This window comes from Achromobacter sp. 18P8.1.1, assembly GCF_057799415.1.
In genome coordinates this window covers 1-20,745 of the sequence record NZ_JBYOKH010000063.1, presented here as the reverse complement: position 1 = coordinate 20,745, position 20,745 = coordinate 1, and the positions used below count along the sequence as shown (strand labels likewise).

Annotated in this window: 15 protein-coding genes; 6 read left to right on the top strand and 9 right to left on the bottom strand. The window is 66.4% G+C overall.

The genetic code is table 11. From position 1 onward, the window contains the following. Positions 1-282: 282 nt before the first annotated feature. The 4 genes from AC27VE_RS27465 to ppc form a co-directional block, all read right to left on the bottom strand. Positions 283-2,685 (bottom strand): TonB-dependent siderophore receptor, encoded by a 2,403-nt coding sequence (locus AC27VE_RS27465; protein WP_488705523.1) that lies wholly within the window; start codon positions 2,683-2,685, stop codon positions 283-285. Positions 2,686-2,896: 211 nt separating this feature from the next. Then, a complete protein-coding gene (locus AC27VE_RS27460; protein WP_488705515.1) occupies positions 2,897-3,883 on the bottom strand; it encodes a FecR domain-containing protein in 987 nt (328 codons plus the stop codon). A 6-nt stretch (positions 3,884-3,889) separates the two neighbouring features. Next, positions 3,890-4,411, bottom strand: a complete 522-nt coding sequence (locus AC27VE_RS27455) for a sigma-70 family RNA polymerase sigma factor (RefSeq protein WP_488705514.1) — start codon at positions 4,409-4,411, stop codon at positions 3,890-3,892. A 99-nt stretch (positions 4,412-4,510) separates the two neighbouring features. Beyond that, positions 4,511-7,360 (bottom strand): phosphoenolpyruvate carboxylase, encoded by a 2,850-nt coding sequence (ppc, locus tag AC27VE_RS27450; protein WP_488705513.1) that lies wholly within the window; start codon positions 7,358-7,360, stop codon positions 4,511-4,513. 167 nt (positions 7,361-7,527) lie between these two features. On the opposite strand from ppc, the gene queC reads away from it, so the two are divergent. Both queC and AC27VE_RS27440 read left to right on the top strand, forming a co-directional pair. Beyond that, positions 7,528-8,238: a 7-cyano-7-deazaguanine synthase QueC gene (gene queC, locus AC27VE_RS27445; protein ID WP_088591076.1), complete on the top strand. Its 711-nt coding sequence runs from the start codon at positions 7,528-7,530 to the stop codon at positions 8,236-8,238. 250 nt (positions 8,239-8,488) lie between these two features. Then, complete coding sequence (locus tag AC27VE_RS27440) at positions 8,489-10,081, top strand: EAL domain-containing protein (RefSeq protein WP_488705512.1); 1,593 nt, start codon at positions 8,489-8,491, stop codon at positions 10,079-10,081. On the opposite strand, the gene AC27VE_RS27435 is transcribed toward AC27VE_RS27440, so the two are convergent. Both AC27VE_RS27435 and AC27VE_RS27430 read right to left on the bottom strand, forming a co-directional pair. Further along, positions 10,059-11,240, bottom strand: a complete 1,182-nt coding sequence (locus AC27VE_RS27435) for an MFS transporter (protein WP_488705511.1) — start codon at positions 11,238-11,240, stop codon at positions 10,059-10,061. The two genes, AC27VE_RS27440 and AC27VE_RS27435, sit on opposite strands and share 23 nt — an antisense overlap. Beyond that, complete coding sequence (locus tag AC27VE_RS27430; RefSeq protein ID WP_488705522.1) at positions 11,237-11,782, bottom strand: GNAT family N-acetyltransferase; 546 nt, start codon at positions 11,780-11,782, stop codon at positions 11,237-11,239. The genes AC27VE_RS27435 and AC27VE_RS27430 overlap by 4 nt, the downstream gene beginning before the upstream one ends. A gap of 118 nt (positions 11,783-11,900) precedes the next feature. On the opposite strand from AC27VE_RS27430, the gene AC27VE_RS27425 reads away from it, so the two are divergent. Beyond that, on the top strand, positions 11,901-12,791 hold the full coding sequence (locus AC27VE_RS27425; RefSeq protein ID WP_006227180.1) for a LysR family transcriptional regulator: 891 nt from the start codon (positions 11,901-11,903) through the stop codon (positions 12,789-12,791). On the opposite strand, the gene AC27VE_RS27420 is transcribed toward AC27VE_RS27425, so the two are convergent. After that, positions 12,739-13,776: a 2-isopropylmalate synthase gene (locus tag AC27VE_RS27420; RefSeq protein ID WP_427960774.1), complete on the bottom strand. Its 1,038-nt coding sequence runs from the start codon at positions 13,774-13,776 to the stop codon at positions 12,739-12,741. The genes AC27VE_RS27425 and AC27VE_RS27420 overlap by 53 nt on opposite strands. A gap of 343 nt (positions 13,777-14,119) precedes the next feature. Between AC27VE_RS27420 and AC27VE_RS27415 the strand changes: the two genes are divergently transcribed. From AC27VE_RS27415 to AC27VE_RS27405, 3 genes are all read left to right on the top strand, one after another. After that, positions 14,120-14,956 (top strand): AraC family transcriptional regulator, encoded by an 837-nt coding sequence (locus tag AC27VE_RS27415; RefSeq protein ID WP_488705510.1) that lies wholly within the window; start codon positions 14,120-14,122, stop codon positions 14,954-14,956. Between the two features lie 101 nt (positions 14,957-15,057). Further along, positions 15,058-16,926, top strand: a complete 1,869-nt coding sequence (gene ilvD, locus AC27VE_RS27410) for a dihydroxy-acid dehydratase (RefSeq protein ID WP_488705509.1) — start codon at positions 15,058-15,060, stop codon at positions 16,924-16,926. A gap of 840 nt (positions 16,927-17,766) precedes the next feature. Next, a complete protein-coding gene (locus AC27VE_RS27405) occupies positions 17,767-18,648 on the top strand; it encodes a LysR family transcriptional regulator (protein WP_088591069.1) in 882 nt (293 codons plus the stop codon). Between the two features lie 37 nt (positions 18,649-18,685). Here AC27VE_RS27405 and lpdA read toward each other — a convergent pair whose 3' ends face one another. Then, on the bottom strand, positions 18,686-20,083 hold the full coding sequence (gene lpdA, locus AC27VE_RS27400; RefSeq protein WP_488705508.1) for a dihydrolipoyl dehydrogenase: 1,398 nt from the start codon (positions 20,081-20,083) through the stop codon (positions 18,686-18,688). 8 nt (positions 20,084-20,091) lie between these two features. After that, positions 20,092-20,745 (bottom strand): 2-oxo acid dehydrogenase subunit E2 (locus AC27VE_RS27395; protein WP_488705507.1); only part of this gene is annotated, 654 nt, incomplete at its 5' end.

The following is a 20,745-nucleotide window of genomic DNA, read 5'->3' as shown; positions in this document are numbered from 1 at the left end:
GGTTCGCTCGGTGCTGTCTTGCAGGCTGCTGCGGTTCAGTCAGGCACGCGGGCGAATCAGGGTGAGCTCTGTCTCTTCCTAGGGTGCCTTTCTGTGCGGCGAGGCCAGAAAAATCGTTTTGTTCTATATGCGAACATTTGTGCGTATATAGAATTTCTGGTGGGAATAGTACTAAAAGTCACCGAGGATGGACAAATGGGGATTTTTTGGCGTTCATCTGATGGACGCCTGAGGGTGGGCAGGGGCTTGCCGGGAAGGACCTCTTCCCCTGCCGCGCCAGCTTTACCAGCGGTAAGTCGCGGTGCCGATCACCCGGCGTGGTTCGCCATAGAAGCAGCCGTAGGTGCAACTGCCGATATAGGTCTTATCGGTAAGATTGGTGGCGTTCAACGCGAATTTCCATGGCCCCGTGGTGTAGCTGACCATCGCGTCAATCAGGGTGAAAGAGGGCACTTCGACCGCTGTGCCGTGCGCCATGCCGCGGGTGCTGCCTACGTAGCGGACGCCGGCGCCGACCCTCAGTCCGGGCAGGCCGAAGTCGCCGAAGCCATAGTCCCCCCAGATCGAGAATTGGTTGAAGGGGACCGAGTTCAGGCGCTTGCCCTCTTCGCCGGGTTGCAAAGGGCTGGCCTTGAGCGTGCGCGCATCGGTGTAGGCATAGGCTGCGATCAGGTTGGCATGACGGCCGATGCGGGTGCGCGCCTCCAGTTCCAGGCCACGCGAGCGCGCCTTGCCGGCCTGGATCTGGTAAGACGTGTCCAAGGGGTCGGCCACGGTCACGTTTTTTCGGATCAGCTGGTACACCGACGCCGACAGCAGCATGCCCGAACCGGCGGGTTGATACCGCAGGCCCGCCTCGTACTGTTCGCCGCGGGTGGGTTCGAAACGATTGCCCTGGCGGTCCTGGCCGAGGGTCGGTTCGAACGACTGGCTGAAGCTCACGAAGGGGGCCAGGCCGTTGTCGGCCAGGTAGACCAGCCCGGCGCGGCCGCTGAACGCCTGGCTTTTCTCGTTGTCCGCGTACTGCTCTTGCGTGAACAGGTTGTGTTCGTTGCCGGTCACCCAGTCTTGCCGCCCGCCCAGCAGTACGACCCATTTGTCGACGATCTTCATCTGGTCCTGGAAATATATGCCCAGTCGCTTGTTGTCGCCCTTCGTTGACGAGCCGTAGTTGGGCGTCGCAGGCCCCAGCGGACTGCCGTATGTCGGGTCGAAGAGGTCAAGGTTGTCCAGCGTCTGGAAATAGCGCCTGCTTTCGTGCCGTGGCATCGAGTAGTCCAGCCCGGCCAGCAGCGTGTGGTCGACGACACCGGTGCGGGTCTGGTATTGCAGCGACGTATCGACGGACAGTGCCGACGATTTGTCCTGGCGGGGTGAGAAGCCGCGGTCCGCAGTCCTGCGCTGATCGGGCATCAACTGCCAGATGTCGGTGGAGTTGTAGTCGCTCTTCGCGTTGACGTAGCGCAGGTTGTGGCGCAGTTTCAGTTGGCTGCTGAAGGCGTGCTCGAACAAGTATCCGACGGAAAAGCGTTCCATCTTGAACTCGTCCAGGCCGGGCTCGCCCGTGAAGCGATCGCGCGGGATGTCGCCGTTGATGTTGGGCAGTACCGTGCCCTGCGCTGGCAGGCCGTAGACGTAGGCGGTGCGGTCTTTCTGATACTCGGCCAGGAGCGTCAGCGAGGTCGCCTCGCTCGGCTGCCATTTGACGGCCGGCGCGACGTAGGTCCGGTCATCGGGTACATGGTCGATGAAGGTGTCGCTGTCGCGCTTGAGCGCGGTCAGGCGGTACGACCATATGCCGTCTTGGTCCAGCGCGCCGCCGAAATCGGCGGCCACCTGTTTGCGGCGGAAGCTCCCCGCCTCCACATTCAGTTCCCGCAACGGTTCGAGGGTGGGACGCTTGCTGACGGTGTTGACGATACCGCCCGGAGGCATTGCGCCGAAGAGGACCGACGAGGCGCCTTTCAAGAACTCGATCCGTTCTAGGCCGTAGGGTTCTTGCCTGCCGTCGTAGATGTTGACGGTGTACAAAGAGCCGTCGCGGTAATAGCTGCCCTGGTTCGAGCGAAATCCTCGTAGGAACAGGCTATCCGTGGTCCTGTCCAGGCCCTCGGCGCGGCTTACGCCCGCGACATACCCCAACGCGTCCTGCAGGCTCTGCGATTTGAGCGTTTCGATTTCTTCCGCGCCCACCACCGTGATCGACTGCGGGGTTTCGATGATGGGCGTATCGGTCTTGGTGCCCGTCGCGCTGAGCGTGGCCGCGTAGCCGTGGAAAGGCCCCGTGGCCGTCTCTGCCTGTCCCGTGACGGTCACGGGATCGAGCAGCGCGGCGTCCTCTCGCAAGGCGGGTGCCGCTTTCAGCGTAAAACTGCCATTGGGTTCCGGCGATGCCCGCAGGCCGTGGCCGCGCAGCAGTTCGGCGAATCCCTCGCGCACGGTGTAGTTGCCCGACAGCCCGCTGCTACGCTTGCCGTGCAGCAAGCTCGCGTCCATGGTCAGTTCCACCCCCGCCGCGTTGGCGTAGGCGTTGAGCGCCTGGCTCAGCGAGCCGCCGGCGATGACGTAGCTGCGCTTGGCCTCCACGGCTTGCGCCTGGGCCGCTGGCGCGGCGGCGACGGCCGTCAGTGCGGTGCTGATCAGCCAGGCCAATCGGGCCGCGGCGGTGCGGCGGCCCAACGCCATGCGGGAGGACGCGGAATGGGATGCCGGCGCGGCCAACGAGCGGCCGCGGCGATGGGACGGGTGATGACGGGACATGGTCTTGGGCCTTGCTGCTTGGGTTCAAGGTTGAGGGGGTTCACCCTGTATCCCGAACGAGGCGGCCCAAAGGACAATCGCCAGCCAAAAAAAGTTGTAACGCGACAGGTGCGGGCAGCTTCGGCATGGGGCGCGTTCAGTCTGCCGCCCGCACCGTCACCCAATAGCGGCTGCGGTAGACCACCGTCACCGGCAGGCCGCGCGTCAGGTTATCCAAGGCCCGATCGGTGTCGCGCAGCGAAAAGACGCCGCTGACGCGCAAATCCGCGACGGCCGGGTCGCAACGCAGCAGGCCGGACCGGTAGCGGGCAAGTTCTGCAACAAAGGCGTCCAGGCGCATGTCGTCAGCCACCAGCACGCCACGGCTCCAGGCTGCCGCAGCCTCGGACACCGGCTCAAGCGGTTCAACACCATATTGCGAGAAGCTTGATCCCCGGCCGGCTTCCACGCGCACCGCCTCATCCGGTGCGCGGGCCGGCCGTATTTCCACCGCGCCTTCGAATACGGCGACGCGAGAAGCCGTGTCGTCGTCACGAACGGTAAAGCGGGTCCCCAGCGCCTGGACGGTGCCGTGCCGGGTGCGCACCCGGAAGGGCCGGGACACGGCGGCTGCGTCCGGGGCCGTGGCAATGAGGATTTCTCCGGCGCGTAGGACCACCAGTCGCTCGTCGCGCGTAAACCGCAGATCGACCGCCGAGCCTGTGGACAAGGTGATGTGCGAACCGTCCGGCAGTGTCAGCGCCAGGATTTCGCCGGTGCCGCTGCGATAGTCGGACGTGGCGGCTTGCCACGTATCGGTGCCGCGCATCGCGAAGCCGGCGCCGATGGCCACCGCGCCCAGGCCCAATGCGCGCAGGGCGCGCCTTCGTCCGGTGCCAGCGGGGGCGCGCAACGCCTGGCGTGCGGCATCGCGTGGCACGCTGCCCAGCTTGTGTTCGAACGCGATCAATCGCTGCCACGCTTGCTCATGGTCTGGATGCCGGGCGCGCCAATGGGCGCACGCGGTCCGGTCCTGCTCGCTGACATCGTCGGACCACATCTGGGCGATCCACGCGGCGGCCTGGCGCATGATGGCGGGATCGATGGGCCGGTCCGGCTGAGCAAGGCTTGTCGTACCCGTCATGGCCGTTCAGCCGCCGGCCGCCAGCTGCGCCTGATAGCAGGCCAGCAGCGCCGTCGCGATGTACTTCTTCACGGACGATACCGACACGCCCAGCCGGGCCGCGATCTCGGTGTAGCTCAACCCGTCCAGCCTGCACAGTAGCAAGGCTTCGCGCACCTTGGCCGGCATGCCGTTCAGGATCAGGTCGATCTCGATCAGGGCCTGGACGGTCAGCGCACGGGTCTCTTCGGAAGGCGCGTGCGCAGGCGGCAGGTGGGCGATGGCGTCCAGATAGGCCGTTTCAATCTGGCGGCGGCGGTGCAGGTCGATGACCAGGCACTTGGCGATCTGCGCCAGATGCTGGCGGGACTGATGGGGTTCGGGGACGCGGCCGCTTTTCAGGATGCGCAGATAGGTGTCATGCGCCAGATCGGCCGCATCGAAGGCGTTGCCCAGCCTGCGCCGCAGCCAGGTACGCAGCCAGCCGTGGTGCTCGGTGTACAGGCTTTCGATGCCCGCTGGCGGACCGGCGGAATCGGTAATGGACATGGAAGCCCCCGGGCGCGCGGCGCCGGGAAGGCGTATGCGCTATAAAATGAGAATAATACTCATTTTATAGTGCTTGCCGGTCTGTCGGCAACGCCGGCGTCAGCCAGAATTGCGCAGTCCCGCTGCAATCCCGTTGATAGTCAGGTGAATCGCGCGTTGCACGCGTTCGTCGATGTCGGCGTCAGGGTGTTTCTGCGCCGCGCGATGCCGGCGGATCAGGTCGATCTGCAGGTAGTTCAGCGGGTCGATGTAGGCGAAGCGTTCGCGCAGCGAGTCCTGCAGGGTGGGGTTGTCGGCCAGCAGTTCGCGCTGGGTCAAGAGCTTCAGCATGGCCAGCGTGCGGGCGTGTTCGGCGCTGATGGCGCCGAAGATGCGCTCGCGCAAGGCGCGCTGCGGGACCAGTTGGGCGTAGCGGGCGGCGATGGCCAGGTCGGACTTGGCCAACACCATTTCCATGTTGGACAGCAGCGTGCGGAAGGCGGGCCAGTCGCGGGCCATTTCGCGCAGCTGGGCCAGGCGGCCGCGGCGCGAGCGCGGGGCGTCGGGGGCGCCGGTTTCCAGGTAGGCCTCGATGGCCGAGCCCATGCCGTACCAGCCCGTCAGCATCAGGCGGCATTGCGCCCATGAGAAGCCCCAGGGGATGGCGCGCAGGTCTTCGATGCGTTGGCCCTTCTTGCGCGAGGCGGGGCGTGAGCCGATGTTCAGGCCGGCAATCTCGCTGATGGGGGTGGCGGCAAAGAAGTATTCCGCAAAGCGCGGCGTGTCGTAGACCAGGCCGCGGTAGGTGCGCTGCGCCATGTCCGACATGAACGACATGGCCGGGCCGTGGTGCGCCATGTGCGCGTCTTCGGCGCTGGTGGCTTCGGCGCGCGGCGCCAGGCTGGATTCCAGCGTGGCCGCGACCAGCAGTTCCAGGTGCCAGCGCCCAACCTCGGCGTCCTTGTACTTGCTTTGGATGACTTCGCCCTGTTCGGTCAGGCGGATCTGGCCGGCGACGGTGCCGGGGGGCTGGGCCAGGATCGCGTCGAAGCTGGAGCCGCCGCCGCGTCCTACCGAGCCGCCGCGGCCGTGGAACAGGCGCAGGCGCACGTTGCGGGCCGAGAACACCTCGACGAGTGCGCGTTCGGCCTGGTAGAGCGACCAGTTGGACGTAAGGAAGCCGCCGTCCTTGTTGCTGTCCGAATAACCCAGCATGACTTCCTGCGCGCCGTTTTGCGCCAGCTTCACGCGCTGGCGGATTTCCGGCAGGTCCAGCCAGGCGGCCATGATCTCGGCGCCGCGCTGCAAGTCGGGGATGGTCTCGAACAGCGGCACGACCATCAGGCCGTCTTCGGCCGCGATGTCCTGGCCGGCCGGCGCGATCAGGCCGGCTTCCTTTTGCAGCACCATCACTTCCAGCAAGTCGCTCAGGGTCTCGGTGTGCGACACGATGGTTTGGCGTACGGCCTGCTTGCCGTAACGGGCGCGGCCGGCGGCGGCGGCGCGCAGCACCGCCAGTTCGCGCGTGGTGTCTTCGCTGTAGGCGATCCACGGCGACGCGAGCGGGCGCGCCTGCGCCAGTTCGGCGCGCAGCAGCGCCACGCGCTCGTCTTCGCTCAGCGCCAGATAGTCCAGCGCCTGGCCGTTGTGCTGCGTGCCGGCGCGCGCGAACAGTTCCGCCAGCGCGCGCTCATGCACGTCGGAGCTCTGGCGCAGGTCGACGGTGGCCAGGTGGAAGCCGAAGACCTCCACGGCCTGTTGCAGCCCGGCTAGCCGCAGGCGGCCGATGGGCGCGCCATGGTGGGCAGCCAGCGATGCGGCGATCACTGCCAGGTCGGCGGACAGTTCTTCCGGCGCACCATACGGGGGGGCTGCCACGGTGCTGCGGCGGGCCAAGTCCTGCCCCGTGAGCCCTTGCGCCGTGGCAGCCAGGCGGGCGTAGACGCCGACCAGCGCGCGGCGATAGGGCTCGTCGCTGCGGTGCGGGGAGTCGTCGCCGCTGCTGTCGGCGAGTGCCAGCAGTTCCGGGTTGGCCGAGATCAGCAAGGTGGTGATGGACAGTTCCGCGCCCAGCGCATGGACCTCTTGCAGATAGTGTTCGAACAGCACCGTGGCCTGGCGCAGCAGCGCGCGCTCCAGGGTGCCGGCATCTACGTTCGGGTTGCCGTCGCGGTCGCCGCCGATCCAGCTGCCCATGCGCAGGAACGGTTCCAGCGGGGGCGGCGGCGCGGCGAAGGGCTTGGCGGGTTCGCGGTTCAGCAGCTTGGACAGGTCCGCGTACAGGCGCGGGATGACCTGCAGGAAGGTGCTGCGGTAGTACGACAGCGCGTTCTCGATTTCGTCGGACACCGTCAGGCGCGTGTAGCGCAGCATGCGGGTCTGCCACAAGGTGGCGACGCGTCCAAGCAGGGCCGCGTCCAATTGCGCCAGTTCCTCTGGGGTCAGCTGGCCGTCGCGCAATGTCAGCGCCGAGGCGATTTCGCGGTGGACGTCCAGGGTGCTCTTGCGCTGCACTTCGGTGGGATGCGCGGTCAGCACCGGCATCACGCTGGCCTCGGCCAGCAGGCGGCGGATGCGGGCGGCGCCCACGCCATGCTTGGCAAGCGTCTGCACGGCGTCGCGCAGGCTGCCGCGCGCGGCGGAGTCGTCGGCCAAGGCGCGGGCCCGCTGGCGGCGGTTCTGGTCGCGGTCTTCGGCGATGTTGGCCAGGTGCAGGAAGTAGCTGAAGGCGCGCGCTACCGAGTTGGGGTCGTTGCCCTGCAGGCGCTTGACGCGCTGCTCGAGCAGCTTGCTGTCGGCGTCGATGCCTTCCCGGCGGAATTTCACGGCCGTGCGGCGCAGCGCTTCTATGGTGTCGAAGACGCGCTTGCCTTCGCATTCCTCAATGACCGTTCCTAACAGGCGGCCTAACAGCCGGATATCGTGACGCAAGGGTTCTGCTGAATCGGACTGCGGGCGGATGGCATTCATCGGGCGGGGATCCGTCGGGCGGCTGAAAGGGGAAGGGGAGGCAAACGGGGTGCTGAGAACTACCGGATGGGAAACGCAACCGATTTTACGCAGGCTTGCTTACGCGAGAGGCCTGGGGGCTGCGTTAAAGTTCGCCTATTCCCTTCGTCTTTCCACAAGCCCCCTTTATGCAAAACCATCAACGCCGCGCACTTGTCCTCTTTTCGGGCGGCCAGGACTCCACGACTTGCCTGGCCTGGGCGCTGGACCGCTATGCCCATGTGGAAACGGTGGCGTTCGATTACGGCCAGCGGCACCGCATTGAACTGGATGCCCGCTTGAACGTGCTGCGCGACATCCGCGCGCGCTTCCCGCAATGGGCGGCGCGGCTGGGCGAAGACCACCTGCTGGACCTGAAGGTGCTGGGCCAGGTGGGCGATACCGCCATGACGAGCGACCGCGCCATCGAGATGCAGGCCAATGGCCTGCCCAACACGTTCGTGCCCGGCCGCAATCTGCTTTTCCTGACGCTGGCCGCTGCGCTGGGCTACCGCCGCCAACTGGACGTGCTGGTCGGCGGCATGTGCGAAACCGACTTCTCGGGCTATCCCGACTGCCGCGATGACACGATCAAGGCGCAGCAGGTGGCGCTAGGCCTGGGCCTGGGCAGCCGCGTCACCATCGAGACCCCGCTCATGTGGATCGACAAATCGGAGACCTGGGCGCTTGCCCAGACGCTGGGCGGTGACGCGCTGGTTGAAACCATCGTCGAGGAAAGCCACACCTGCTACCTGGGCGAACGCGGCGCGCGCCACGGCTGGGGCTACGGTTGCGGCACATGTCCGGCCTGCAAGCTGCGTCGCGCAGGCTGGGAAAAATGGACCGCCGCCCGGGCCTGATGCCGTCCTGACTTTGCCGCGCGTTGTCGCGATGACGCGTATCGCTATATTTCGCAGCGTGGCGAGGTTTATTTTGATATGTTGAGAGTTATTCATATTAATATGAATAATGTTCAATAAAAATTGACTTAAAGTCGCCCTTTTCGTATTCAGCCCCCTTTTTTTGCGACTCTGTTCCAGGTATGGAAATGCATCCACACATTTCGATACCGTTCGATGGAACGGCATTATTAATCAGGGCTTAATCAATATGAATCGGTCGCGGATTATTCTCGTTTTTGACAACGAATTTGCAAAACGGGGCATTTCCAATTCCCTCGAGCAAATCGGTTTTATTCTGAACCCCGTCTCGCTGCTGGATGCCTCTGCCAATCGCCTGTCCGGTGAGATCCTCGTGCACTTGTGTCTGCCGCGGGACCTGGACATCACCATCGGCCAGTTGCGGGCAAATTTCCTCAGCTCCACGATCATCGCGATACGCGACATCGAAAGCCCAACGGTGCGGATCAATGCGCTGCTGGCCGGGGCGGACAGTTGCTATGGCACGAACATCAGCTATAGCGAAGTGGCGGCCGCCATCCAGTCCGCGCAGCGCAAGCTCACGCTTGCCTATGCGCCGGCCGGCCACGCGGCGCGCCGGATGGAGCCCGCCCTCGGGCAGGGCGTGGCCAGTCCTGCACCCGAAGAAAAGGCTTGGCGACTTGCGGACAATGAATGGACGCTGACCTCGCCGACAGGCATAGGCGTCAGCCTGACGCCAATGGAAAGGGCGATCATGAAGACCATGCTTGGGCACCCCGAAAAAATGGTGGGGCGAGGCGACTTCGCGATCGAAAGCGAGGACGTCGCGGGCAATGGCAGGTCGCTGGACCTGATCGTCAGCCGGCTCAAGCGCAAGGGCAATGTTGCGGGCGCGTCCATTCCCATACGCAGCATGCGGGGCAAGGGGTATTCGTTTTCGGGCGAGTTGCGCGCGGACGGTGCGAGGCCGCCGCCGACCCCGCCCGCCATCATCCGGCCCCCCCTGCGCAAGCCTGAAGATCCTGAATACCCACTGCTGACGGCGATCCAGGACGATCGGCTGCACTTTCTCTATCAGCCTATTGTCTTGGCGCACACGCAGGAGATCGCCGGCGCGGAGGCGACGCTTGCGTGGAAGGACGCCAGCGGGATGGGCGGGGACATCGAAGGCCTGTTGCGGGACGCCTGCAAGTCGGAGGGCGCGCATGAACTGGTGGGCTGGGGGCTGCGGACCATTTCTGCCGACCTGGCCCGCTGGCGGCAGATCGGGGCAGGCCCTGGCACGGTCGTCAACATCAATGTCTCTCCCCAGAGCTTCGCCCGCCGGGACGTCGTGGACGCTATTTTGCTTGGGGTGTTTTCGTACGGTCTTTCACCGCGGGATCTGCGCCTGGAAATCACTGAAGAGACGACTTCCCAGGTGGGCTCGGCCGACATGCGTGCCGTTCTGGAAGAATTCACAAGCCTTGGGGTGCAGGTCTGGCTGGACGATTTCGGCAAGGGCTACAACAATCTGGAATGGCTATCGACGCTGCCGCTGTCCGGCCTGAAGCTGGAGAGATCCATCGTCTGGAATGCCGCGCGCCATCCGGATTCCCACAAGGTGTTGCGCTCCATCTGCCAATTGGCGAAAGACCTGGGCATCACGACCGTGGCTGACGGCATCGAAACCGATGCGCACCGTCAGGCCGCGTTGGATGCCGGGTGTGAACTGATGCAGGGCTTGCTGTTCTTCAAACCCGCTTCCAGCGATGAGTTCGCCCGCGCATTGGCCGGGCAGCGGGCGCACCACGCCGCAGTCATGCCCGAACCCGGGCGATAAAGCGCCACCGGAGCGCGAATGCCGCCGCCAGAATGGCCGCGGCCAATCCAGCAGACATCCCCATCGCGGCCCGCGCGCTGTACTGTTCGATCACGTAGGCATAGGCCACGGGCGCCGTGGCCGTCAGCAGGAAGCTGGGGATCAGCAGGGCGCCGACCAGCGCGCCGTAGCTGCGGAAATCGAACAGGGCCAGCGGCAGCGTGCCGCGGGTGATCGTCATCAGGCCGTTGCAGGCGCCATAGAGCAAGGCATAGGCGGCGGTGGCGTAGAGGTTCCCCCGGGATAGCAAGGCCAGCAGAAAGCAAAGCGGGAACAGGCCGCTGACGGCAAGCGTAAGCGTCAGCGGGTGCAGCCTTGACCCCAGCGCCACGTCGGCCACGCGGGCGGCGAATTGGCCCACGCCCCACAGGGCCGCCACGCTCACGGCAGCGGCGGCGGCCAGGCCCAGGCCGGACAGCAACGAGATCAGATGGGCGGCGTTGCCGGCGGCCAGGAAGTTGGTCAGCATCGCAATGACCGCATACAGCGTCCCGGCCAGACGGCGTTCGCCGGCGGTGCGTGTCAGGCCGGCGGCATGCTTGTTGGCGGCCGTGGCGGGGGCGGCGTACCGTTTGCGCGGCATCGCCAGATACAGCGGCAGCGTCGCCAGGGCCAGCGCGGCATAGACCAGGACGGCGCCGCGCCATCCCAGCCAGGCGGACAGCGCATGGCCGACGGGCCACATCACCGTCGAGGCCAGGCTGCCGAACAGGGTGATCTGCGACATGGGGCGGCGCGCGGTGGGCCCGGCGGCGCGGGCCAGCGACGCGAAGGCGGCGTCGTACAGGCAGAGGCGCATGCCGATGCCCAGCAGCGCCCACGCCAGGAAATACACGGCGATGGCATGGGCAGCGGCCAGCAAGGCGCAGCCGGCTGCGGCGACGACTGCGCCTACCGGCATGACGCGGTGACCGCCCCAACGGTCCACCGCTATGCCAGCCAGTGGCGACACCAGCGCCATCGTCACGATGGCGGCGGAGAAGCCGCCGTAGACCGTGGCGGCGTTCCAGCCCAGGTCGGCCGCCATGGCCGGGCCCAGGGCGCCGATCAGGTAGAACGTCACGCCCCAGCCGACCAGCTGGGTCAGGCCCAGGCAGACGATGGCGCGCGGCGGGATCACGGCCGCTGCGGCGGCGTGGCGTCGCCTTCGCCCAAGGCGCGCTGCATCAGCACGGTGTCGCGCCATTCGCCATGCTTGTGTCCGACGGAGCGCAAGGTGCCCACCGGATGGAAGCCCTGGCTGGCGTGCAGGGCCAGTGACGCGGCGTTGCGGCTGTCGCCCACCACGGCCAGCATCTGGCGCCAGCCGGCGGCGGTGCAGCGTTCGATCAGCACGGCGAGCAGCTTGCCGCCGATGCCCAGGCCGGCGCGGCCGGCTTTCACATACACGGAATCCTCGACCGTATGGCGATACGCCGGGCGCGGGCGGTAAGGCGTGACGTAGGCGTAGCCCACCACTTCACCGTTGATCTCGGCTACCAGGTAGGGCATTTCCTTTTCCAGCACGCTGCCGCGGCGTTGGCGCATCTCGGCGATGGAGGGCGGTTCCAGTTCGAACGAGGCGGTGCCGTGTTCGACGTGGTGGGCGTATAGGGTCTTGATGGCAGGCAGATCCGCGTCCGCGCTGTCGCGGATCAGGACGGTGGGCAGGGTGGGCGACATGAAAGGACGGGGTGGTTCGGTGACGGGGAAAAACCAGCCGCCAGTGTCGCGCAACGTCATGCATTAATAAAGCTTTGGATTATTATGGTTTTCATAAGTAAAACTTTGGATTGATCCGATGCGTGGCCTGAACCTGGACCATCTGCGCACCTTTGCCCAGGTAGTTGAACTAGGCAGTTTTTCCGCTGCCGCCGAGCGCGGCGGCGTGACCCAGCCCGCCGTCAGCCTGCAGATCCGCCAGCTGGAGCGGCGCTTCGGCGTAAAGCTGGTCGAGCGCATCGGCCGCCGCGCCGGCCCGACCGCCGCGGGGCTGGAACTGCTGACCCATATCCGCGTTATCGATGCCGCGCTGGCGCAGGCCGAGCAGGCCATGTCCGCGCATGCGTCCCAAGTCTCCGGGCGCATCCGGCTGGGCACCGGCGCCACCGCGTGCACCTATCTGCTGCCGTCCGTGCTGGCGGACCTGCGCCGCCGCTTTCCCGCGCTGGATATCGTGGCCAGCACCGGCAACACGTCGGACATGCTGCGCGGTCTGGAGAACAACACGCTGGATATGGCCCTGGTCACCCTGCCTGCGCCGGGACGCATGTTCCAGGTCAACCCGGTGATGGAAGACGAGTTCGTGGCGATCTTCCCTGCCCGCGACGCAGGCGCGATTCCCGATGTGGTGACGCCCCAGTCGCTGGCGGGGCTGCCGCTGGTGCTGTTCGAACCGGGCGCCCGCACGCGCCGGCTGGTGGACGACTGGTTCGAAGCGGCAGGGGTGGCGGCCAAACCCGTCATGGAACTGGGCAGCACGGAAGCCATGAAGGAAATCGTCGCGGCGGGCCTGGGCTGCGCGGTGTTGCCCAAGCTTGCCGTGTCGGGCGCGGGCCAGCGCGATGCGCTGGCCGTGCGTTCGCTGACGCCGCGCCTGTCGCGCGACCTGGCCCTCGTCCTGCGCCGCGACAAGCCGCTTAGCCGGGGGTTGCGCCACCTGCAGGAGGCGCTGCTGGCGTTGCATGCGTGAACGCGTAGGGGTGGAACACATCCACGGGAAGCTGGTTGCAGTCCTGGACGCATTCGCGCACGGCGGCCATGTCCGAGAAGTCCAGGCCGCTCTGCACGCCATGCAGGTCCAGGTTCATGGCCAAGGTCACCAGGTCCACGTTGCCCGTGCGTTCACCGTTGCCGAACAGGCAGCCTTCGACGCGGTCGGCGCCGGCCAGCACTGCCAGCTCGGCTGAGGCGACGGCCGTGCCGCGGTCATTGTGCGGATGCACGCTCAGCACGATGCTGTCGCGCCGCGCCAGGTGGCGGTGCATCCATTCAATCTGGTCGGCATACACGTTGGCCGTCGTGCACTCTACCGTGGACGGCAGGTTGACGATCATCTTGCGGTCGGGCGTGGGGCCCCAGATGGCGCTGACGGCATCGCAGACCTCCAGCGAGAAATCCAGTTCGGCCAGGCTGAACGTTTCTGGCGAGTATTCGTAAATCCATTCCGTCTCGGGGTGGGCGTCGGCCAGCGCCCGGATCTGGCGGGTGCCGGCCAGGGCGATCTCCTTGACCTCGGCGCGCGTCATGCCGAATACGATGCGCCGCCATTGCGGCGCGATGGGCGCATACAGGTGCACGATGGCGCGCGGCACGCCGCGCAGCGATTCAAAGGTGCGTTCGATCAGGTCGGGGCGCGACTGCGTCAGCACTTCGATCGTCACGTCTTGCGGTATGCGGCGCTCTTCGATCAGCTTGCGCACGAAGTTGAAGTCCGTGTCCGATGCCGATGGGAACGCCACTTCGATTTCCTTCACGCCCACCGCCACCAGTTGCTCGAACATGCGCAGTTTGCGCGCGCCGTCCATGGGTTCGATCAGCGCCTGATTGCCGTCGCGCATGTCGGTGCTCATCCAGACAGGCGGCGCAGTCAGGCGGCGCGAAGGCCAGGTGCGTTCCGCGTAATCGCGTGTGAAGGGTTGCGTGGGACGGTACTTGTATTGGGGTTGTTCAAGCATGGAAACCTCCGGCCGCGAGCAGGCGCCGCGGCATCAGAACGCCATGGCCGCAAGGCGCGGCGACGGCACAGCAAGGGGGAGGTGGCTTCAGGGCCCGTCAGCGGGCCCCGGGCTGCCGGGCGGCCACGGGGCGCAAGGCCCGGCAACCGCGCGCTAGTCGCAGGGCTAGGGGGGCGGCCGTGCCGTTCGCGCAGCCATGCACGGCGGCCGCAAGCGCGGCGTGGGTGGCAGGGAGGGCGAACGGCAAGGGCATGGGGGCGTGAGGGGATTCAGCAGGGATTCGGGGATGGTAGGTACACTTGAAAAGACCGTCTAACGCTATCAAGACATCCATCGTCGCAAAATGGACACCGTACCGCCCATCCCAACCCCGTCACCTGGCGGGAAACCGCGCTCTCCCGCGGATTTGGACCTGTTTCCCTACGAATCGTCCCAGCGTCCCGTGGCGGGGCTGGCGGTGGATTACGAAGACGGCCATCGCGTGCGGCGGCACCGGCACCGCCGGGGGCAGTTGCTCTATGCGATCTCCGGCGTGATGGTGGTGGATACCGATGCCGGCATCTGGATCGTGCCGCCCACGCGCGGCGTCTGGGTGCCGGCGTGGGTGCCGCACGGCATCCGCATGAGCGGCGAACCGCGCATGCGCACCGTGTTCGTCGAGCCGGGAACCGCGGCGCATCTGCCCGAGCAATGCTGCGTGCTGTCGATTTCGCCGCTGCTGCGCGAACTGATGGTGGCCGCGGCCGACGTGCCGTTGGATTGGGCGCCCGACACGCGCGACGGCCGGCTGATGATGCTGCTGCTGGACGAACTGCGCCAGGAACCGGTGTTGCCGCTGCATTTGCCGCAGCCGGCCGAGCCCCGGCTGGCGCGCATCTGCCGCGCCATCGTGCGCCATCCCGAGCGCCAGGCCGGCGCGGCGGACTGGGCGCGGGAATTGGGGGTGGACCCCAAGACGGTGCACCGCCTGTTTCTGCGCCATACGGGCATGACTTTCGGGCGCTGGCGCCAGCAGGCGCGCCTGTTGGCCGCTATGGAGCGGCTGGCGCGCGGCGCGCGCGTGCTGGATGTGGCGCTGGACCTGGGCTACGACAGCCCCAGCGCCTTTGCGGCGATGTTCCGCCGCGCCGTGGGCGAGTCGCCCAGCGCGTTTGCGGCCCGGGGCGGCGCGTCCGCCTGATGGCCACGAAGCGTCCCGGGGGCGGCTGCCGGCCAGCCCCGCCCGGAACCAGCGTATTATTTACCGTTTTGCCGCCACGCTAACAGCACTCGAGACAAATCATGCCGCACTACCGTTCCCGCACATCGACCCACGGCCGCAACATGGCCGGCGCCCGCGCCCTGTGGCGCGCCACCGGCATGAAGGACGGCGATTTCGGTAAGCCGATCATCGCGGTAGTGAACTCGTTCACGCAGTTCGTGCCGGGCCACGTGCACCTGCGCGACCTGGGCGCGCTGGTCGCCAAAGAGATCGAAGCCGCGGGCGGCGTCGCCAAGGAATTCAACACGATCGCCGTCGATGACGGCATCGCCATGGGCCACGGCGGCATGCTGTATTCGCTGCCGTCGCGCGAACTGATCGCCGACTCGGTCGAATACATGGTGAACGCGCACTGCGCCGACGCCATGGTCTGCATTTCGAACTGCGACAAGATCACCCCGGGGATGCTGATGGCCGCGATGCGCCTGAACATCCCGGTCGTGTTCGTGTCCGGCGGCCCGATGGAAGCGGGCAAGGTCAAGTCGCCGACCGACGGCAAGGTGATTGCCAAGATCGACCTGATCGACGCCATGATCAAGGCCGCCGACCCGAAGGTGTCGGACGCCGAAGTGGCTGAAGTGGAACGCAGCGCATGCCCGACGTGCGGCTCCTGTTCCGGCATGTTCACCGCCAACTCGATGAACTGTCTGACCGAAGCCATCGGCCTGGCGCTGCCGGGCAACGGCACCATCGTGGCCACGCACGCGTGGCGCAAGGGCCTGTTCGAGCAAGCCGGCCGCCTGGTCGTGGACCTGTGCCGCCGCTATTACGTGGAAGAAGACGAATCGGTCCTGCCGCGCAGCATCGCGACGAAGAGCGCTTTCCAGAACGCGATGGCGCTGGACGTGGCGATGGGCGGTTCGACCAACACCGTGCTGCATTTGCTGGCCGCGGCGCAGGAAGCGGGCGTGGATTTCACGATGGCCGACATCGACCGCATTTCGCGCAAGGTGCCCTGCCTGTGCAAGGCGGCGCCCGCCACCGACAAGTACCACATCGAAGACGTGCACCGCGCAGGCGGCATCCTGGGCATCCTGGGTGAGCTGGCGCGCGCCGACCTGCTGGACCTGTCTTGCGGCAACGTGCACAGCGGTACGCTGGGCAACGCGATCCAAGCGTGGGACGTGGCAGGCGAGGCCAGCGAAGAAGCGCAGAAGTTCTACCGCGCGGCGCCTGGCGGCATCCCGACGACGGTGGCGTTCAGCCAGGACGCAACGTTCCTGACGCTGGACACGGACCGCAAGACGGGCTGCATCCGCAGCAAAGAAAACGCCTACTCGAAGGATGGCGGCCTGGCCGTGCTGTACGGCAATCTGGCCGAGAAGGGCTGCATTGTGAAGACGGCCGGCGTGGACGAGTCGCAATGGGTCTTCACGGGCCGTGCGCGCGTGTTCGAAAGCCAGGACGATGCGGTGGAAGGCATCCTGGGCGACAAGATCGTGGCGGGCGACGTGGTGGTGATCCGCTACGAAGGCCCCAAGGGCGGTCCGGGCATGCAAGAGATGCTGTATCCGACGTCGTACCTGAAGTCCAAGGGCTTGGGTAAGACGTGCGCGCTGTTCACGGACGGTCGTTTTTCGGGCGGCTCGTCGGGTCTGGTGATCGGACATGCGTCGCCGGAAGCGGCGGAAGGCGGCACGATCGGCCTGGTGGAAGAAGGCGATGTGATCGAGATCGATATCCCGAACCGGAAGATGCATCTGGCGGTGTCCGACGAAGAACTGGCGCGTCGTCGCGCAGCGATGGATGCGCGTGCGGATGGCTGGGAGCCAGTGGGGCGCGAGCGCGTCGTGTCGCAGGCGTTGCAGGCTTATGCCGCGTTGGCGACGTCGGCGGATCGCGGTGCGGTGCGGGATTTGTCGCAGCTGAAGCAGAAGGGCAAGCGGTGATTGCCTGATTGTTTGGGGTGTGAAAAAGGCGGCGCTTTTTGCGTCGCTTTTTTTTTTGTGTTGCCTGGGCGGGCGGTTGGCGGCTTCGTCGCCCGGGTTTGCTTCGTAGGTCGCCCGTCGGCGGGGTCGGGCTGATGGCGCGCGCCCACGATTGCGGTCCGGAGCCTTCGCTCCGGACTTCCCCGTTGTCATCCTCGTCCGCCTGCGGCTCCCTTCGGATTCCCTCGGGCGCATCAAGGTTGCGCGCCATCCGCCCGACCCCGCCGACGGGCTGGCGCCGTCTTGGTTCGATGCGCTGCTGGATCGCTGTTTACTGGCGAGATTTGCGTGGCCCGCCTCACGCGGCCGCGCGGGCGGCCGCATTCGGCATACGCGTCGGCGGGGCGTCGTGGCGGTGGTCGCTTGCGCGCGGGTGGGGAAGTGATTTTCGCGTTGCGCGCTACGCGGCATCCTCACCCGCAAGACACTGTGGAAGCCCCCAAAGGCCGCCCGCGCGGCCGGCCGGGGGCAAGCCCCGCAAGATCTTCCATCACCCCCCCCGACACGGGGCTAGAACCCTAAGAACACCGCTCATCCCTGGTGACGTCAGATTGCAAGCGCGCGAGCATGGCGCGGTGAGGCCCTGGGGTGCGCGGGGAGTCGATCAGCCCGAGGGAATCTGAAGGAACGGCCGAAGGCCGTGACGAAGATGACGAAGGGGAAGTCCGGAGCGAAGGCTCCGGACCGCAATCGTTGACCCGCGCACCCCAGGGCCTCACCGCGTCGTGCGTCTCAAGAACCATCTCCCCGCCCATCCCAAGGAAACCCCGATAAAATTCCTAGACCCCGCCTGGAGCCCTCATGTCCCTGAATTCAGAAGCGTTGCGCCTGTTCCTCGGCGTCGTCGATGCCGGCTCCATGAGCGCGGCGGCAGAAATGCTTGGGCAGACCGCATCAGGCGTCAGCCGGGGCCTGTCGCGGCTTGAAGACGAGTTAGGCGTCATTCTCTTGAACCGGACAACCCGGCGCATGGAATTGACTGAAGAAGGCGCTCACTTTCTTCCCAAGGCTCGGCAGATCGTGGCGGCGTTGGAAGAGGCCGAGGAATGCATGCGGATGGTGCATCAACGGCCGGCGGGGCGGTTGCGGGTGGATGCGTCGGTGCCGGTGATGCTGCATTGCGTGGTGCCGCACGTGGGTGAGTTCCGGCGCGAATATCCCGAGATCACGTTGGAGCTGACCAGCAACGACCGCATCGTGGACTTGATGGAGCATCGCACCGATATCGCGATCCGCATGGGGCCGTTGACGGATTCGACCTTGCATGCGCGGCCCTTGCGGCCGGCGCCGCGGTGGATGATGGCCAGCCCTGAGTACATCGCGCGGCGTGGGGCGCCGGAGACGGTGGAGGATCTGGCAGAGCACGAGGTGTTGGGCTTCACGCACCCCGAAAGCCTGAACGTGTGGCCGCTCAAGCATGCCGGCGGATCCAGTTATCTGGCGACACCGACGCTGGCCACATCCAGTGGGGAAACGCAGCGGCAGCTGGCGCTGCGCGGCGTGGGGATCGCGTGCCTGTCGGATTTCGTCGTGCGCGAAGACATCGCGGCCGGGCGGCTCGTCAAGGTGATGGAGGGCGTGTACAGCGACTACCTGCAACCCATGCACGCGGTGTACCACCGCAATACGCAGCTGTCGCGGCGCATTGCGTGCTTCTTGGATTTCTTCGCCGGACGGGTGTAGAAGGGATGGGTTGCGGCGCGCAACCCATCATGCCGCGCTACGCGTGCAACGCCCGTCCAAACGCCGACAACACCGATTCGTGCAGCGTTTCCGACAAGGTCGGATGTGCGAACACGGTGTGCATCAGGTCCTCTTCGGTGGCTTCCAGCGACGCCGCCACTCCATAACCCGTGATCAGCTCGGACGCTTCCGGATGGATGATGTGCGCGCCCAGCAATTCGCCTGACTTGGCGTCGAATACCGTCTTCACCAGGCCCTGGTCTTCGCCCATGGCGATTGCCTTGCCGTTGCCGGCGAAGGTGAACTTGCCCACGCGGATGTCGCCGCCGGTCTGCTTGGCATGTTCGCGGGCGCGGGCCTCGGTCATGCCGATGCTGGCGACTTGCGGGTACGAGTACGTGCAGGCCGGAATGCGCAGCGGGTCGATCGCGTGGGTGGGCAGGCCCGCGATGGCTTCCACGCACAGCACGGCTTCGTGACTGGCCTTGTGGGCAAGCCATGGGGCGCCGGCCACGTCGCCGATAGCGTAGACGCCCGGTTCGCCGGTGCGGCATTGGGCGTCGGTGACGATGTGGGTCTTCTCGACGGTGACGCGGGTCTTTTCCAAACCGAGGTTCTCGACGTTGCCGACGATGCCGGCGGCGACGATGACGCGGTCGACTTCAAGCTCCGTCTTCTTGCCTTGCTGCTCCAGCGTCACCTTGACGCCTGTGGCGGTGGGCGAAGATGCCGTGACGGCGCATTGCGTCAGCACGCGGATGCCTTGCTTCTCGAACGCCTTGCGCGCCAGTTGCGAGATCTCGGCGTCTTCTTGCGGCAGGATTTCCGGCGTCATGTCGATCAGGGTGACGTCCGAGCCGATGGCGCGGTAGAAGCTGGCGAATTCCGCGCCGATCGCGCCGGCGCCCACGACCAGCAGCGACTTCGGGATCTCCGCCGGAGCCAAGGCCTGGCGGTAGGCCCAGATGCGTTCACCCACCGGCAGCGCCGGCAGTTCGCGGGCGCGTGCGCCGGTGGCCAGGATGATGTGCTTGGCCGACAGCGTGGCGCCGGTGTCCAGCGCCAGCTTGCCCGAGCCGGCCAGCTTGGCGCTGGCGGCGAACACGGTGACGCCGTTCTTCTTCATCAGGTGCGCCACGCCCTGGCCCAGGCGGCCCGCGACTTTGCGGGACCTGGCAACCATCGCGGCCAGTTCGGGGCGGGCATCGCCCGCGCCCGTCACGCCGTAGTGCGCGGCTTCACGGCAAGCGCGCAACACGGTGGCGCTGTGCAGCAGCGCCTTGGTGGGGATGCAGCCCCAGTTCAGGCAGATGCCGCCGAGTTCGGCGCGCTCCACCAGCGCCACCGACATGCCCAGCTGAGCGCCGCGGATGGCGGCGACGTAGCCGCCGGGGCCGCCGCCGACGACGATAAGGTCAAAAACGGTCTTCGTCATCGTCGGGCTCACAGCAGGATGCGCACGGGGTTTTCGATCAGCGTGCGCAACGCAGCCAACCAGCGCGCGCCGACGGCGCCATCCACCGCGCGGTGGTCGGCCGACAGCGTCACCGTCATGACGGTGGCGGCGACGAGTTCGCCGGCCTCATTCACGACTGGGCGGCGCTCGGCCGCGCCGACGGCCAGGATGGCGGCCTGGGGCGGATTGATGATGGCGGCGAATTGGCTGATGCCGTACATGCCCAGGTTGCTGACCGTCAGCGAGCCGCCGGTGAATTCTTCGGGCTTCAAGCGGTTGATCTTGGCGCGTCCGGCCAGTTCGACGATTTCGCCCGCGATGGCGGACAGGGACTTTACGTCCGCGTCGCGCACGATGGGCGTGACCAGTCCGCCATCGGTGGCGACCGCTACCGAGATGTCGGTGCCTGCATGGTATTCGATGGCGTCTTCGTGCCAGCTGACGTTCACTTCCGGCACTTCGCGCAGCGCCAGTGCGGCGGCGCGCACGATGAAGTCGTTTACCGACAGCTTCACCGCGCCGCCGTGGTTGGCTTGCGCACGCAGGGCCAGCAGCGCGTCCATGCGGCAATCCACCGACAGGTAGAAGTGCGGCACGTTCTGCTTGCTTTCGGTCAGGCGGCGGGCGATGGCGCGGCGCAT